At 53.1% G+C, this 14,989-nt stretch carries 13 protein-coding genes; 6 read left to right on the top strand and 7 right to left on the bottom strand.

Annotated elements, in window-relative coordinates:
* The first annotated feature begins 26 nt into the window (after positions 1 to 26).
* Both yhdP and tldD read left to right on the top strand, forming a co-directional pair.
* Entirely contained in the window at positions 27 to 3,857 is a 3,831-nt protein-coding gene (gene yhdP / locus A8F97_RS17035) for an AsmA2 domain-containing protein YhdP (RefSeq protein WP_033072311.1), read from the top strand.
* A 56-nt stretch (positions 3,858 to 3,913) separates the two neighbouring features.
* Positions 3,914 to 5,359, top strand: coding sequence for a metalloprotease TldD (gene tldD, locus A8F97_RS17030; RefSeq protein WP_012822080.1), 1,446 nt, complete (start codon positions 3,914 to 3,916; stop codon positions 5,357 to 5,359).
* A gap of 31 nt (positions 5,360 to 5,390) precedes the next feature.
* Here tldD and aaeR read toward each other — a convergent pair whose 3' ends face one another.
* Positions 5,391 to 6,335, bottom strand: a complete 945-nt coding sequence (aaeR, locus tag A8F97_RS17025) for an HTH-type transcriptional activator AaeR (RefSeq protein ID WP_012822081.1) — start codon at positions 6,333 to 6,335, stop codon at positions 5,391 to 5,393.
* A gap of 360 nt (positions 6,336 to 6,695) precedes the next feature.
* Between aaeR and aaeX the strand changes: the two genes are divergently transcribed.
* The 3 genes from aaeX to aaeB all read left to right on the top strand — a co-directional run bounded on the left by aaeX (position 6,696) and on the right by aaeB (position 9,872).
* Complete coding sequence (aaeX, locus tag A8F97_RS17020; RefSeq protein ID WP_012822082.1) at positions 6,696 to 6,899, top strand: p-hydroxybenzoic acid efflux pump operon protein AaeX; 204 nt, start codon at positions 6,696 to 6,698, stop codon at positions 6,897 to 6,899.
* A gap of 70 nt (positions 6,900 to 6,969) precedes the next feature.
* Entirely contained in the window at positions 6,970 to 7,872 is a 903-nt protein-coding gene (gene aaeA, locus A8F97_RS17015; RefSeq protein WP_232486954.1) for a p-hydroxybenzoic acid efflux pump subunit AaeA, read from the top strand.
* 11 nt (positions 7,873 to 7,883) lie between these two features.
* A complete protein-coding gene (gene aaeB / locus A8F97_RS17010; RefSeq protein WP_033072310.1) occupies positions 7,884 to 9,872 on the top strand; it encodes a p-hydroxybenzoic acid efflux pump subunit AaeB in 1,989 nt (662 codons plus the stop codon).
* A 52-nt stretch (positions 9,873 to 9,924) separates the two neighbouring features.
* On the opposite strand, the gene yjgA is transcribed toward aaeB, so the two are convergent.
* Positions 9,925 to 10,476: a ribosome biogenesis factor YjgA gene (gene yjgA / locus A8F97_RS17005; protein ID WP_012822085.1), complete on the bottom strand. Its 552-nt coding sequence runs from the start codon at positions 10,474 to 10,476 to the stop codon at positions 9,925 to 9,927.
* A gap of 367 nt (positions 10,477 to 10,843) precedes the next feature.
* Between yjgA and pmbA the strand changes: the two genes are divergently transcribed.
* Entirely contained in the window at positions 10,844 to 12,184 is a 1,341-nt protein-coding gene (gene pmbA, locus A8F97_RS17000) for a metalloprotease PmbA (protein WP_005975435.1), read from the top strand.
* A 71-nt stretch (positions 12,185 to 12,255) separates the two neighbouring features.
* Here the strand turns inward: pmbA and rnk are convergent, their stop codons facing one another.
* The 5 genes from rnk to hpf form a co-directional block, all read right to left on the bottom strand.
* The gene (rnk, locus tag A8F97_RS16995) at positions 12,256 to 12,666 is read right to left on the bottom strand and encodes a nucleoside diphosphate kinase regulator (protein ID WP_012822086.1); all 411 of its coding nucleotides are present in this window, start codon (positions 12,664 to 12,666) and stop codon (positions 12,256 to 12,258) included.
* Between the two features lie 153 nt (positions 12,667 to 12,819).
* Complete coding sequence (npr, locus tag A8F97_RS16990) at positions 12,820 to 13,092, bottom strand: PTS phosphocarrier protein NPr (protein WP_012822087.1); 273 nt, start codon at positions 13,090 to 13,092, stop codon at positions 12,820 to 12,822.
* Positions 13,093 to 13,123: 31 nt separating this feature from the next.
* Positions 13,124 to 13,981: an RNase adapter RapZ gene (rapZ, locus tag A8F97_RS16985; protein WP_012822088.1), complete on the bottom strand. Its 858-nt coding sequence runs from the start codon at positions 13,979 to 13,981 to the stop codon at positions 13,124 to 13,126.
* Positions 13,982 to 14,135: 154 nt separating this feature from the next.
* Positions 14,136 to 14,609 (bottom strand): PTS IIA-like nitrogen regulatory protein PtsN, encoded by a 474-nt coding sequence (gene ptsN / locus A8F97_RS16980; RefSeq protein ID WP_033072309.1) that lies wholly within the window; start codon positions 14,607 to 14,609, stop codon positions 14,136 to 14,138.
* Between the two features lie 80 nt (positions 14,610 to 14,689).
* Complete coding sequence (gene hpf / locus A8F97_RS16975) at positions 14,690 to 14,977, bottom strand: ribosome hibernation promoting factor (RefSeq protein ID WP_005975449.1); 288 nt, start codon at positions 14,975 to 14,977, stop codon at positions 14,690 to 14,692.
* Positions 14,978 to 14,989: the final 12 nt, after the last annotated feature.

Genomic DNA, 14,989 nt, shown 5'->3' with positions numbered 1-14,989 from the left:
GTCGGCGACGAAAGAAGGAGAAATTAGTGAGGCGACTGCCCGGAATAGTAGTCATCACGGGTGCCACTCTTGTCGTGATGGTTGCGCTGTTAGTCAGCGGCTTAAGACTGGTGTTGCCACAACTCGACCATTTTCGGCCACAGTTGGTGGCTTGGGCGCAGTCCGCTGCTGGCGTCCCGTTAGAAATCGGCTCAATGACCGGGCGTTGGGAGTCCTTTGGCCCCACGCTGGAAATTGAAAAATTTCGCACTTCTCTGCCGGAATCGGACTGGCAGGTTGAGCGCATTACGCTGGCACTGGACGTGTGGCAATCGCTGCTGCACGGGCGCTGGCAGTTTCGCGATCTCACATTTCATCAGCTAAAGCTCGATCTTAATAGCCAATTTAATGGGCAGCAGCAGGATAGAAAACTGATGGAGTCAGGAAAGGTCAGCGATCTTTTCCTGCGCCAGTTTGACCACTTTGACCTGCGTGATAGCCGGATTACCTTTCTTACCCCTTCTGGTTCCCGAGCGGAACTCAGCGTACCTCAACTGACCTGGCTGAATTCTGACAAACGCCATCGTGCGGAAGGCTTGATTAGCCTGTCGAGTTTTAACGGCCAGCACGGCGTGGTGCAGATGCGTATGGATTTGCACGATGAGCAGGGACTGCTTGGCAACGGCACGTTCTATTTGCAAGCCGACAACATTGATATGAAGCCTTGGCTTAGCCGCTGGATGAAAAACAATACCGGGCTGGAAAACGCTGATTTTAGTCTGGCTGCGTGGCTCAACGTCCGTGATGGTGATATCCACAGTGGCGATGTGCTCCTCAATCAGGGGACGGCAAATTGGGGTGAAGGCCATGATGCGCACCGCCTGAATGTGGATGATATGACGCTACATGTCAGCCGTCAGGAAAATGGCTGGCAGGTGGAGGTTCCTGAGTTGAATCTGGCAACGGATGGCGTTGCCTGGCCGAAAGGTCGACTCTCTGCTCTGTGGCTGCCAAAAAACGAGCACATGCTGGGGCCCGATCGACAGGAAGAGCTACGCGTTCGGGCCAGCAATCTGGCGCTGGAGCGCGTAAGCACGCTGCTTCCGCTGTTGTCCAGTACGACGCCAGCCTTGAAAGCGCGCTGGGATGAACTGCAACCGACGGGCACCTTGAATACCGTTGCTGTCGATATCCCTTTGCAACAGCCGGAGAGAAGCCGTTTTCACGCCAACTGGCAGGATGTGAGCTGGAAGCAGTGGGAATTACTGCCGGGAGTCGATCATTTCTCCGGTTCTGCACGCGGTAGCGTCGAGCGTGGTCAGGTCAGCGTCTCGTTAAAGCAGAGTACGCTGCCCTATGTGGATATGTTCCGCGCGCCGCTAGAAATCAAGCAGGCCAGTGGCACGATAGACTGGCGTAATGATGCGCAAGGTTTGTCACTCTGGAGCCACGGTCTGGATGTACAGGCTAAATCACTGTGGGCTAACGGTGATTTCCGTTATGAACAGCCTGCTAAGCAGGAACCGAAGCTGGATATTCTGGCGGGTATCCGGCTGACCGATGCGGCTGATGCCTGGCGCTATTATCCTGAACTGTTTATGGGTACTGAACTGGTGGATTATCTGAGCGGTGCGCTGAAAGGCGGTCGAGTCGATAATGCGACGCTGATCTTTGCCGGTAACCCGCAGCATTTCCCGTTTACGCATAACGAAGGCCAGTTTGAAGTCTGGGTGCCGGTGAAAGAGGCGACTTTCGAGTTTCAACCGGGCTGGCCTGCGCTGACGCCGCTGGATATCAATCTGGATTTTGCTAACAACGGTCTGTGGATGTTTGCGCCACAAACCTGGCTGGGTAAGGTTGAAGGCAAAAATATTAGCGCGGTTATTCCCGATTATGAAAAAGAGATGCTGCTCGTTGATGGTGAGCTAGACGGTCCAGGACCGGAGGTGGGCAACTATTTCCATCAGACGCCGCTGAAATCCTCGCTGGGTATGGCGCTGGATGAACTAAAAATTGGCGGGTCGGTGAAAGGCTCACTGCATTTGGATATCCCACTGGTTGGTGATGATGTCCGCGCCAGTGGTGACATTGCGCTGAACAATAACACCCTGTACATCAAGCCATTGGATACCACGATTAAGGATCTTACAGGTAAATTCCGCTATGAAAACGGCAATTTGCGCAGTGAGACGCTTCAGGCAAATTGGCTGAATCAGCCAATGGCGGTTAATTTCACGACGGAAGAGCAGGCGCAGGCTTTTTTGGTGAATGTAGACTTGCAGGGTGACTGGCAGCCTGCACTATTGCCCGGTTTACCGGCATCGGTAAGCAAAGTTCTGTCTGGTGCGGCTAACTGGAAGAGTACGGTAGCCATCAATCTGCCGCACTCGGGTAAAACAACCTATAATATTGATGTACAAGCTGATTTAAACAAAGTAAGTAGTCACTTACCTAACCCGTTAAATAAGCCCGCTGGCGAGAACTTGCCGCTGGAGGTCAAAGCCGGCGGTGACCTGAATGGTTTTACGATGCAGGGGCGAGTGGGCAAGGATAACCGCTTCAATAGCCAATGGCTGCTGAAAGGCGACACCGTGATGCTGGCGCGGGCAAGCTGGCAGAATGCGGCAACGGTGGCACCAGCATTGCCAGAGGATGCCGCGCTGATGCTCGATCTTCCGCCATTGGATGCTGAAAGCTGGCTGGGGCTTTTGCCTTCGCTACGTTCCTCGACGCCAGTGGAAGGGAAAAAGGCGCATAGCTCTCTTCGTTTCCCAGACGCGGTGACGCTGCGAACGCCTGAACTGCAACTGTTGGGGCAGCAGTGGCACGATCTGGAAATTACGCGCAAAAATACGCTTGGCGGCAGTGAAGTGCGGGCGAAAGGACGCGAAATTGACGGAACGGTCGCGATACCTAATCGCGGCATGTGGCGCAGCGACATCAATTATCTTTACTACAATCCTCAGTGGAAAGGTAATGAAGCGACCAATCCGGTGGCTCTGGCGGAGAAAAAATCGCCACTGAACGATCCGAGTATCAGCTTTGAAGACTGGCCGTCGCTGGCGGTTAACTGCCGGCAGTGTTGGATTATCGGGCAGAATATGGGGCGTATTCAGGGAACGCTGTTGCCAGAGAAGGAAAAATTGACGCTGGCGGACGGTATTATTGATACAGGCAAGGCTCGCCTGACGGTAAACGGGTCCTGGCAGGAAAATGCAGAAGGCGTGCGGACGGCGCTAAAAGGCCGCCTGACGGGGGAGAGTCTGGAACAGAATGCTAACTGGTTTGGCGTAGCTTCACCGTTGAAGGCCGGTTCTTTCGATGTGGATTACGATCTGTATTGGCGTGGGACACCTTGGGCGCCGGATATTGCTAGCCTGAGCGGAATATTGCACACGCGCATTGGCAAAGGCGAAATTGCTGAAGTCGGCACCGGTCAGGCAGGGCAGTTGCTGCGTTTATTGAGCTTCGATGCGCTGATGCGTAAGCTGCGGTTCGATTTTAGTGATACGTTTGGTCGTGGGTTTTACTTCGATTCGATTAGCAGCACCGCATGGATTAAAGACGGTGTACTTCATACTGATGATATGCTGATCGACGGGCTGGAGGCAGATATCGCGATGAAAGGCGATCTCGACCTCGCTCAGCGACAGGTCAATATGGAAGCGGTTATCGCCCCGGAAATTTCTGCAACGGTGGGCGTAGCAACCGCATTTGCCGTCAATCCGGTAGTGGGGGCTGCGGTGTTTGCTGCCAGTAGAGTGCTGGCACCGCTATGGAACAAGATTTCGCTGATTCGCTACCAGATTTCCGGTAGCCTCGATCAGCCAAAGATTCAGGAAGTGCTGCGTGAGCCGAACAAAAAGAAAGGCGAATAATGCCGTTAGGGCGGCGCAGCGTACTCAGCCAATTATCTGATAAAGAGTGAAAAACTATGAGCCTTTCGTTTGTCAGTGAGCAATTACTCACCGCCAACAAATTGAATCTTGACGATCTCGCCGCTGTGCTGGGGTCGCTTAATGAACGTCGGCTGGACTATGCCGACCTCTATTTCCAATCCAGCTACCATGAATCTTGGGTTCTGGAAGATCGCATCATTAAAGACGGTTCCTATAACATCGATCAGGGCGTGGGTATCCGTGCGATTGACGGTGAAAAGACTGGGTTTGCGTATGCCGATCAGATCACGCTGAATGCATTGCATCAGAGTGCTCAGGCCGCGCGCAGCATTGTGCGGGAACAGGGCGCCGGTAAAGTTCGCACGTTGGGTGAAGTGTCGCATCGCGCGCTCTATCCAACCTTGAATCCGCTGGATAGCCTGACACGTGAAGATAAGATTGCACTGTTGCAGCGTGCGGATACGGTCGCGCGTGCTGCGGATACGCGGGTGCAGGAAGTCTCTGCCAGCCTGACTGGTGTGTATGAGCTGGTTCTGGTGGCTGCAACTGACGGCACGCTGGCGGCAGATGTGCGCCCGCTGGTTCGTCTGTCGATCAGCGTTCTGGTCGAAGCGGAAGGTAAACGTGAGCGCGGTGCCAGCGGCGGCGGCACGCGTGGTGACTATGCGTATTTCTGGGAAGTGACGGACGGCGAGCCTCGCGTCGATGCGTGGGCAAAAGAAGCGGTGCGCATGGCGCTGGTTAACCTGTCGGCGGTAGCTGCCCCCGCAGGGCCGATGCCTGTCGTGTTGGGCGCAGGCTGGCCGGGCGTGCTGCTGCATGAAGCGGTCGGTCACGGTCTGGAAGGTGACTTTAACCGTCGCGGTACGTCAGTATTCAGCGGACAGATGGGGAAACTCGTCGCGTCAGAGCTGTGTACCGTGGTGGACGATGGCACGTTGAGCGGACGTCGTGGCTCCATCTCAATGGACGATGAAGGCGTTCCGGGGCAATACAATGTTCTGATCGAAAACGGTATTCTGAAAGGCTACATGCAGGACAAGCTGAATGCTCGTCTGATGGGCGTTGCGCCGACGGGCAACGGTCGCCGCGAATCTTATGCGCATCTACCGATGCCACGTATGACCAACACCTACATGCTGGCTGGAAAATCCACACCGGAAGAGATTATCTCCAGTGTCGAATACGGCCTGTATGCGCCAAACTTTGGCGGCGGTCAGGTTGATATCACCTCTGGTAAATTCGTTTTCTCGACATCCGAAGCCTACCTGATCGAAAAAGGTCGGATTACCACGCCGGTCAAGGGCGCGACGCTGATTGGCTCTGGCATTGAAGCAATGCAGCAGATCTCGATGGTCGGCAACGATCTGGCGCTGGATAAAGGTGTCGGCGTATGCGGCAAAGAAGGGCAAAGCCTGCCAGTCGGTGTTGGTCAGCCTACGCTGAAGCTGGAAAGCCTGACTGTCGGCGGGACCGCGTAATTTGTTCTGATCCCCCGGTTAAAACCGCGCTTTATGAGCGCGGTTTTTTGTCCTCGCTATCATTCTCACTATAACCTTGATAGATCAGAGCGACGTTTTTGAAGTATTCCGTCATGTAGTTAATGCAGACCTGCACTTTTAGCGGCAGATTGTCCTTACGGGTGTAAAGCGCGTAAACCGGACGCGGGTCGGAGTGGTAGCGGTTGAACAGAATCTCTATTTCGCCGCGATTGATTTCGTCCACGATCCACATGAGCGGAACATACGCGATACCTGCCCCTGTCTTGAGCCAGCGCACCAGCGTTTGCGGGTCGTTAGTGACAAAGCGCCCCTGTGGTGTGATGCGGGTCGAAATGCCTTCCGGTGCGATTAGTTCGAATTCGCTATCGAGTCGTACACTGTATTCCAGCCAGGAAAAATTCCCCATATCTGTCGGTTTCTCCGGCGTACCGTGTTGCGCCAGATAACTTTTCGCGGCACAGACCACCATCGGCATTGAACCCAGACGCGTCGAGAACAGGCCGGAATCCTGCAGCGGGCCGACACGGATAACGATATCTAAGCCGTTGGCGATCAGGTCGGGAGCGGGGATGCCAGCAACCAGATTGACGGACAAACCGGGATATTCTTTTAGCATCTTGGCGGTCATGGTGGACAACACATGCTGCGCCATGGTGGAAGAACTGCCGATGCGCAGCGTGCCGATCGGCGTGTTGTTAAAGGCATAAAGTTGTTCGTGTACTTCATGAGCTTCATGCAGCATGCGGCGACAGCCGTGATAGTAAATTTTTCCCGCTTCCGTCAGCCCAATGCTGCGCGTGCTGCGGTTCAGCAGCTTAACTTGTAGTTCATTTTCAAGCTTGCTGACGGTCTGGCTGACGGCGGATACGCTCATCTGCAACTGGCGGGCGGCGGCGGTAAAAGAACCACATTCCACCACGCGAGCAAACACTGACATACTTTTTAGTCTTTCCATTATTCACTCTGGCTTAAAAGTGATTTAGATCACACTATGTAGATAAGGCGATAATAAGTATTCATAATATAGCCTATCCGTTGGTGTCGGGTGGAGCATTGTCCACCCAAGACTATCCAATGATTATGATTATTTACCCAATAGAGAGTAATACACTGATTTCCCATCGCTAGTCAGCCCCCTGCTGATATCGCTACTCATCAGTTTAACGCTATCTCCTTCGTTGGCCGTCAGCCTGCGGGATGAGGCCCTGTTGTCAATGCAGAACGTCAGCACGACGCAATGGAGCCGCACGACATAATTTACTACCTGGTAGCACACTTGTTCGTTACCGCTATCTACGAGAAAAAGGAAAAGAGGATGAGTTCACTCCCAGTTATGGTGTTGTTCGGGCTGTCATTTCCCCCCATATTTTTTGTCTTGCTGGTGTCGTTGACCCTGTTCTTTGTCGTGAACCGCCTACTGCTACCGACGGGTATCTATGATTTCGTTTGGCATCCGGCGCTGTTTAACAGCGCGCTGTTCTGCTGCTTATTCTATTTACTGTTCCGTTACGGCCTGTGAGGCGTCTGTGAAAAATTTCTTTTTAACCTTGTTTAGACGGCAGGCTACGCTGGCTAAAAAATTGAGCCGTATGGCCATCACGCTAGCCGTTGCGCTGTGTGCAATTGTGGCCATTTTTCGTGTCTGGGCGTTTTATACCGAATCGCCCTGGACGCGTGATGCCAAGTTCACTGCAGATGTGGTGGCGATTGCATCGGATGTCAGTGGGTTATTGACGGATGTGCGCGTTACGGACAATCAACTGGTGAATAAAGGTGATGTGTTGTTTGTTATCGATCAGCCGCGCTACAAGCAGGCTGTGACGCAGGCGGAAGCCGATGTCGCCTACTATCAGGCGCTGGTGACGGAAAAACGCCGAGAGTCAGGTCGTCGGGCGCGATTGGGCGTCAGTGCGATGTCGCAGGAAAATATCGATCAGTCCAGTAACGCATTGGAAACCGCAACGCACCAGCTTGCTAAAGCGCAGGCAGTATTGGTACTGGCGAAATTGGAACTGGAACGTACCGTGGTACGTGCCCCGGCCGACGGCTGGCTCACCAATCTGCATGTGCAAAACGGCGAGTTTATCGAGCGTGGTAACACGGTAGTGGCACTGGTGAAAAAGGATTCGTTCTACCTGCTGGCATACATGGAAGAGACCAAGCTTGAAGGCGTGCGCCGCGGTTATCGTGCGGAAATTACCCCACTCGGTAGCGAAAAGATATTTTACGGCACGGTGGATAGCGTAGCGGCTGGGGTCAATAACAACAGCAACAGTGCAAATACGAAAGGCTTGGCAAATGTAGATTCCAACTTGGAGTGGGTGCGTTTGGCACAGCGCGTGCCGGTGAAAATTCGCCTGGATCGTCAAATGGGTGACCTCTATCCGGCGGGCACTACCGCGACGGTGTTGATTACTGGCGAGCAGGTCAACAATGACAAAAGGCCTTCGCTGCTCATCAGCCTTTTCTATCGCCTGCGTGAGTTCGGTTAAGTGAGGCGATGATGAAAACCTCGTTGTTGGCAGACCCCCTATTCTTTACGACACCACAGCTTGCGCGCTTTCGCTTTGCTTTTAAGCTGACCTTTGCCGTCGTACTTTCCCTGTTCCTGGGGTTTCACCTGCAATTGGGGACCCCGAATACGGCAGTTATGACGGCGGCGATTGTCGCTGGTGGCCCTGCGTTCGTGGCAGGTGGTGAGCCGTTTTCTGGTGCCATTCGCCATCGTGGCATGTTGCGTATTGTCGGTACATTTATCGGCTGTATTGGTGCACTTGCCATCATTATCTCCACTATTCGCGCACCTGTTGTGATGATGCTGCTGTGCTGTATTTGGGCTGGCCTCTGCAATTGGATTTCTTCGCTGGTTAAAATCGAAAATTCCTATATTTTCGGGCTCGCAGGCTATACCACGTTGATTATTATTCTGGCGACGCAAGGGACGCCGATGTTGACGCCGCAGTTTGCTGTGGAGCGCTGTAGTGAGATTGTGTTGGGTATTGCCTGTGTCATTTTTGCGGATTTACTGTTCGCACCGCGATCGATCAAGCAGGATGTTGACCGTAGCCTTCGCGAGCTGATGGTAGGTCAGTACCGGTTACTACAACTCAGCATGAGTGGAGCAGACGAGGGGACGATAGACACGACATGGCACGCGTTGGTGCGCAAGACTACTGCACTAGACGGCATGCGCAGCAATCTGATGATGGAGTCATCGCGCTGGCAGAACAGCAATCGTCGCTTAACGTCGCTGCACACACAATCACTTACGATGATTACACAAGCGTGTGAAACCTATCTGACATTGCAAGATGTTCCTACGCATGTAAAAAGTAGCCTGAAGCAGGTGTTGGATCCGCCCGTCGAATCGTTTGGTGATGTGCATCACCATGTGAAAGCATTGCGCCACCTGATTGCCGCCGACAGTCGCGACGTGCCGCCTACACTGGCTAGTTGGGTTGGGGCGGCAACGCGCTACCTGCTGTTGGCGAAGGGGGTGCAGACTAACGGACGTATCAGTAAGATCGAAGCTGATGTGTTGAACCACGATGTGGAAATTAAAGTACCATCAGCCGAAACCCACCATGCGATGATCAACGGCTTACGCACTGGCGTGGCGACCGCATTGGGCTGCCTGTTCTGGCTCAGCACGGGATGGAGCTCTGGCGGTATTTGTATGATGATGATTGCGGTAGTGACGTCGCTTGCGATGCGCCTGCCGAATCCTAAGATGGTGGGGATGGATTTTCTGTACGGGACGATCTATTCGCTACCGCTGGGGGCGTTGATGTTTATGTTTATTCTACCGTCAACGCAGCAAAGTATATTACTGCTGTGCCTAAGCCTGGGCGCAATGACCTTCTTTCTCGGCGTTGAAGTACAGAAGCGTCGGCTGGGCTCGCTGGGGGCATTGATCAGTACGATTAATGTTCTCTTACTGAATAACCCGATGACGTTTAACATCAGCTTATTTCTGGACAACGCGATCGGTCAGATTATTGGCTGTTTCGTGGCGTTGATGGTGATCCTGCTGATTCGCGATAACACCAAATCGCATACGGGAAGAACGCTACTGAACCGTTTTGTGTATGGCGCGGTTTCTGCGCTGACAACCGATACGACGCGGCGTAAGGAAAATCATCTACCAGCGCTGTACCAACAACTGTTCCTGCTGCTGAACCGCTTCCCTGACGACATGGCTAAGTATCGCCTTGCCTTATGGATGATCATCATGCATCAACGCCTGAGAACGCTGGATATTCCGCAAAACGCGGCGCTGTCTGCCTTTCATCGTCAGATTCGTGCGACGGCTGAGCAGGTGATTTTGGCCCGCCGCGATACCACGCGCAGCCGCTATTTCACGCAGTTATTAGAGGAACTTGAACGCTACCAACAGATACTGACAGAACAGCAACTTCCCCCTAACGTGACGGTACCTGTGGGACGGTTGACTGGGATTCTACGTGATTATCAGCATGCGCTGAGCGACTAATATTGATAACACACAGGATGAGTGAGCTATGCTCCTCATCCTGCGCTTACCGTTAGTCTTTGGTTTCAGCTAGCTCGCGCAGATACTGGAAGATCTGACGGGTGGCTTTCGGCGGTTTGTTCGCTGCTTTCTCTTTCTGCGCATTACGCACCAGAGAACGCAGTTGCTGACGGTCGGCATGGGGATACAGCGTCAGAATCTCTGGAACCACATCGTCTCCCTCGGTAATTAGCCGGTCGCGCAGTTGTTCCAGTTTGTGGAACAAGGCCACCTGCTGATTATGACGGTTATTCAGCTTATCCAGCGCAGTTTGGATCGGTTCCGGATCGCGGGCGCGCAGCATCTTGCCAATTAGCTGTAGCTGACGGCGACGGCCTTCTTTCTTGATCCGCTGCGCCAACTCCACCGCCGCACGCAGATCGTCGTCCAACGGGATCTTCTCCAGGGCGTTTTTCCCCAACTCAACCAGTTCCGCGCCGAGATCTTTCAGCGCTTCGGCATCGCGCTTTATTTCGCTTTTGCTGACCCAGATAATTTCATCATCTTCGTCGTCTTCTTGATTGTCTGAAGCGTCGTTCAGCCAGTCTTCGTACTTTTGCTTCATGGTTGGCTCCTAAAAAGTGTCCAGGAGCAATGCCTAACGCGATGCGCGGTGGCTCCGGGATGGTGAACAGCGTGCCCACCAGAAAAAAGAGGCTGATACTAACAGGTTTGGGCTTTGTGCGAAATTGTCCGTAGATCCTGTTAGACTAGAAAGCATTATGCTACACCATTTTATGCTCGTCATACTTCAAGTTGCATGTGCGTTGGCTGCGTTTAGCCACCCGAATCACTTACTTGAGTAAGCTTATCGGGACTCCTTCGCTTGCCGCCTACCTGAAACTTGAATTATTTAGAGCATATTTCTCTACTACTCATACGGTTCGAGTGAAGATGATGGTGAGCTTTCTTCCACTCATTATGGCAGAACAATGACGATAACTACTCAGGTTGCAGAGCAGCGTAAAGCGCTGGAACTCGCGGTTGCTCAGGCGTTGGAACTGGCGCGTGCCGGCTCCGATGCAGCAGAAGTCGCGGTGTCAAAAACGACGGGCATTAGCGTCAGTACCCGTTATGGTGACGTTGAAAATGTTGAATTCAACAGCGATGGTGCGTTGGGCATCACTGTTTATCACCAACAGCGTAAAGGCAGCGCATCATCAACCGATCTCAGCCCGGATGCGATAGCCCGTACTGTGCAGGCCGCGTTGGATATCGCACGTTATACTTCAGTCGATCCGTTTGCTGGTCCGGCGGACCGCGATCTTCTGGCGTTTGATGCGCCGGATCTGGATCTGTTTCACCCGACTGAGCTGGATGCGGATCGCGGCATTGAGTTAGCTGCCCGCGCAGAGCAGGCTGCATTACAGGCTGACAAACGTATCACCAACACCGAAGGCGGCAGCTTTAACAGTCACTACGGCGTTAAGGTGTTCGGTAATAGCCACGGCTTGCTGAAAAGCTACTGCTCCAGCCGCCATTCCATGTCCAGTTGCGTGATTGCCGAAGTGAATGGCGATATGGAACGGGATTATGCTTACACCGTCGGCCGTGCGCTGGAAGATTTACTTAGCCCTGAATGGGTGGGCGAAGAGTGCGCGCGTCGGACGTTATCTCGTCTGTCCCCGCGTAAATTGCCAACCATGCAGGCACCCGTGATGTTTTCTGCGGAAGTGGCTACGGGTCTGTTTGGTCATTTGGTTGGTGCCATCAGCGGCGGCAGCGTTTATCGCAAGTCCACTTTCCTGTTGGATAAGCTAGGTCAGCAGATTCTGCCGGAGTGGCTGACGATTGAGGAACTGCCACACTTGTTGAAAGGACTGGCTTCTACGCCGTTCGATAGCGAAGGTGTGCGGACGCAGGCGCGTGAAATTGTGACGGCGGGCGTGTTGCAGACGTGGCTGATGACGAGCTACTCCGCGCGTAAGCTGGGGATGCAGAGCACTGGTCACGCGGGGGGGATTCATAACTGGCGGATTGCCGGGCAAGGCTTGGATTTCAACGGTATGTTGAAACAGATGGGCAAAGGCCTGCTGGTGACCGAACTGATGGGGCAGGGCGTGAGCGGTGTGACGGGGGATTATTCTCGTGGGGCATCTGGCTTCTGGGTCGAAAACGGCGAGATTCAGTATCCGGTCAGCGAGATTACCATCGCGGGCAACCTGAAAGATATGCTGCGTAATATTGTGACGGTGGGGAACGATATCGAAACCCGGAGCAATATCCAGTGTGGTTCTGTGTTGCTGCCTGAAATGAAGATTGCAGGGGAATAAACCTGGCCTGTATGAGTAACCGTCGCCGTCGGCAGTGCCCGACGGCTGTTACTCTACTGCGTTTCTCTGGCTTAGCGGTGGTACTCGCCCGCGGCTTCTGGCTGATAGAGTAGTTCTAACACTTCAATTCGCGCTTCTTCACCGTTTGGCAACTGCCAGGTGATAGCGTTTCCCACATGCATTCCCAATAGTGCTGCGCCCAGCGGAGCCATCACCGACAGCGGTTCTTTACTGTCTTTCACCGCGGCGGGATAAACCAGCGTGCGGATATGCTCTTCGTTGGTATTCAGATCGCGGAAACGCACCCGACTATTCATGGTGACGACATGCGAGGGAATCGATGCTGAAGGCAGAATTTCTGCGCGATCCAGTTCCTCATTCAACGCCTGTGCGATATCGCTGTCCGCAAAGGCGGGCTGCTCCAATAACTTATCCAGACGTTCTGCATCTAATTCACTGATTGTCAGGTTAGGTTTCGTCATACTCCTCTCCAGTTGGTATTTTCAGATGATATAAAAATAACCCCCCGCGGATTAACGCAGGGGGTATAAGAAAATATGATATATGTGGATAGTAGGAGGTTCGGAGGGGAAAGTGAAGCACTAAGGTATACAGATAGCCAGCTAAGGAAATAGCTAGTCTTCGTCGAACCCGGCTTCAAACAGCCCGATGACGGCTGCAAGCGCTTGATCTTCATCTGGGCCGGCGGCTTCGACCTCAATGAGACGTCCTTTAGCCGAGTCCAGCATCAGCATGGCAATCACGCTACTGGCTTCGGCTTCGGTGCCGCTGTCATTACGCAGTATCACTTCTGCATCAAAGCTCTGCACCAGCTCGAACAGCTTCATCGCTGGACGAGCATGCATACCGAGCTTATTTTTGATTTCAACCGTTTGCCGGACTGTCATGGGTTACCTGGCTATACTGGTTTGCCGAAGATTACGAGGGTTTACGCTTTTCCAGTGTACGGTGGCGCGACTGTACGTTCTTACCGCGTGAGCGGAAGTAGTCTGCCAACTGCTCCGCGACGTACACCGAACGGTGTTTACCGCCGGTACAGCCAATGGCGACGGTCAGATAGCTACGGTTATTGGTTTCCAGCATCGGCAGCCACAGTTCCAGATAACTGCGAGTCTGGTAGATGAAATTGTGAACTTCGGTATGTCTATCGAGGAAGGACGCTACGGGCTTATCCAGACCCGTCATCGGGCGCAATTTTGGGTCCCAGTGCGGGTTCGGCAGGAAACGCACGTCAAAGACGTAATCCGCATCGATAGGAATGCCGTGCTTGAAACCGAACGATTCGAACACCATCGTAAGCTCGCGTTCCCGCTTGCCGAGCAGCCGTGTGCGCAGCATTTCGGCCAGCTCGTGCACCGACATCTCCGAGGTGTCGATAATCAGATCGGCGCGCGAACGCAGTGGTTCCAGCAGGTCGCTCTCTTCATCAATCGCGCTTTCCAACGACAGATTCTTGCTGGACAGCGGGTGTAGGCGACGGGTATCGCTATAGCGACGGATCAGCGTATTGCGATCGGCATCCAGAAACAGCAGTTGAGGCGAGAAGCTTGATGGCAGTTGCTCCATGGCATGCTCGAAGATCTCTGGAGATTCCGGCATATTGCGCACGTCAATGCTGACCGCTGCGGAAATATTACGAGCAGCGAGCGTATTCGCCAGTTCTGGCAGCAGAACCACTGGTAGATTATCTACGCAGTAGAACCCCATATCTTCCAATGCGCGCAGGGCGACAGATTTTCCTGAACCTGAGCGACCGCTGACAATCATCAGCACCATCTGACGACTCCCCTCTGGCAACGTGATGGCGAATTTTCATTGCCACTATTTTTATGATGTATCGCTAGAAAATGACGGCTTAGCGCATGGATTGCAAGCATTCTCTCGTTCTACCGCGAATAGCCCGTCATCGTGAGTATGGCTATCATCCAGCTTAATCCGCTTCCGTCATAATCTGGTATAGCTCTTCATCGCTTTGCGCCGCCCGCAGACGTCGGCAAACTGTTTTATCCGCTAGCCGCTTGGCAACAAGCGACAGGGTATGCAAATGGGTTTTACATTGTTCCGCTGGAACCAGCAAGGCAAAAAGCAGATCAACGGCCTGATTATCAATCGCATCGAAAGCGATCGGTTGCTCTAGCTGGATGAAAACACCGATGGCACCCAGCGCATTATCGTCTTCCAGCTTACCGTGAGGAATGGCAATGCCGCCGCCGATCCCCGTGCTGCCCATCCGCTCCCGGGTCAGAATGGCATCAAAGATAACCTGCGAGGGAATGTTAAGCTGTTTGGCGGCCAGCTCGCTGATAATTTCCAATGCCCGTTTTTTACTCTGGCAATGGACTGTGCTTCGGGCGCACTCAGGACGTAATACGGTGCTGAGTTGCAATACGGGATCGTGGCTCATTTTATTTTCACTTCTGGTGATCCCGCTCCATCCAACAGATGGGGCGGGTTTGTTCCTTTACCAAATGGTAAAGGAGAAAATTAGTGCTGCTTGAGTTTATCTTTATGCTTATTGAGCTGTCTTGCCAGCTTATCAATCAATAAATCTATCGCAGCGTACATATCTGCTGCTTCGGAGGTTGCATGCAGCTCCCCACCATTAACATGGAGCGTGGCCTCGGCAATTTGCTGAACTTTTTCCACTCTCAATACCACATTGACCTGATTAATCCGGTCAAAATACTGCTCTAATTTGGCAAATTTACCATTTACAAAATCACGCAACGGTTCAGTGATCTCGATGTGGTGTCCGGTAATGTTGAGCTGCATAGTGTCTTCCTT

The organism is Pectobacterium parmentieri (genome assembly GCF_001742145.1).
GTDB lineage: Bacteria > Pseudomonadota > Gammaproteobacteria > Enterobacterales > Enterobacteriaceae > Pectobacterium > Pectobacterium parmentieri.
The sequence above is the reverse complement of the archived record's forward strand: the minus strand, read 5'-3'. Positions and strand labels throughout refer to the sequence as shown.

Bases quoted from the DNA above. Each gene is read 5' to 3' on its own strand.
- yjgA (WP_012822085.1), bottom strand. From the start codon at position 10,476: ATGAAGCAAAAGTACGAAGACTGGCTGAACGACGCTTCAGACAATCAA.
- aaeA (WP_232486954.1), top strand. From the start codon at position 6,970: ATGGCCATCACGCTAGCCGTTGCGCTGTGTGCAATTGTGGCCATTTTT.
- aaeR (WP_012822081.1), bottom strand. From the start codon at position 6,335: ATGGAAAGACTAAAAAGTATGTCAGTGTTTGCTCGCGTGGTGGAATGT.
- pmbA (WP_005975435.1), top strand. From the start codon at position 10,844: ATGACGATAACTACTCAGGTTGCAGAGCAGCGTAAAGCGCTGGAACTC.
- rnk (WP_012822086.1), bottom strand. From the start codon at position 12,666: ATGACGAAACCTAACCTGACAATCAGTGAATTAGATGCAGAACGTCTG.
- aaeB (WP_033072310.1), top strand. From the start codon at position 7,884: ATGAAAACCTCGTTGTTGGCAGACCCCCTATTCTTTACGACACCACAG.
- tldD (WP_012822080.1), top strand. From the start codon at position 3,914: ATGAGCCTTTCGTTTGTCAGTGAGCAATTACTCACCGCCAACAAATTG.
- aaeX (WP_012822082.1), top strand. From the start codon at position 6,696: ATGAGTTCACTCCCAGTTATGGTGTTGTTCGGGCTGTCATTTCCCCCC.
- ptsN (WP_033072309.1), bottom strand. From the start codon at position 14,609: ATGAGCCACGATCCCGTATTGCAACTCAGCACCGTATTACGTCCTGAG.
- npr (WP_012822087.1), bottom strand. From the start codon at position 13,092: ATGACAGTCCGGCAAACGGTTGAAATCAAAAATAAGCTCGGTATGCAT.
- hpf (WP_005975449.1), bottom strand. From the start codon at position 14,977: ATGCAGCTCAACATTACCGGACACCACATCGAGATCACTGAACCGTTG.
- rapZ (WP_012822088.1), bottom strand. From the start codon at position 13,981: ATGGTGCTGATGATTGTCAGCGGTCGCTCAGGTTCAGGAAAATCTGTC.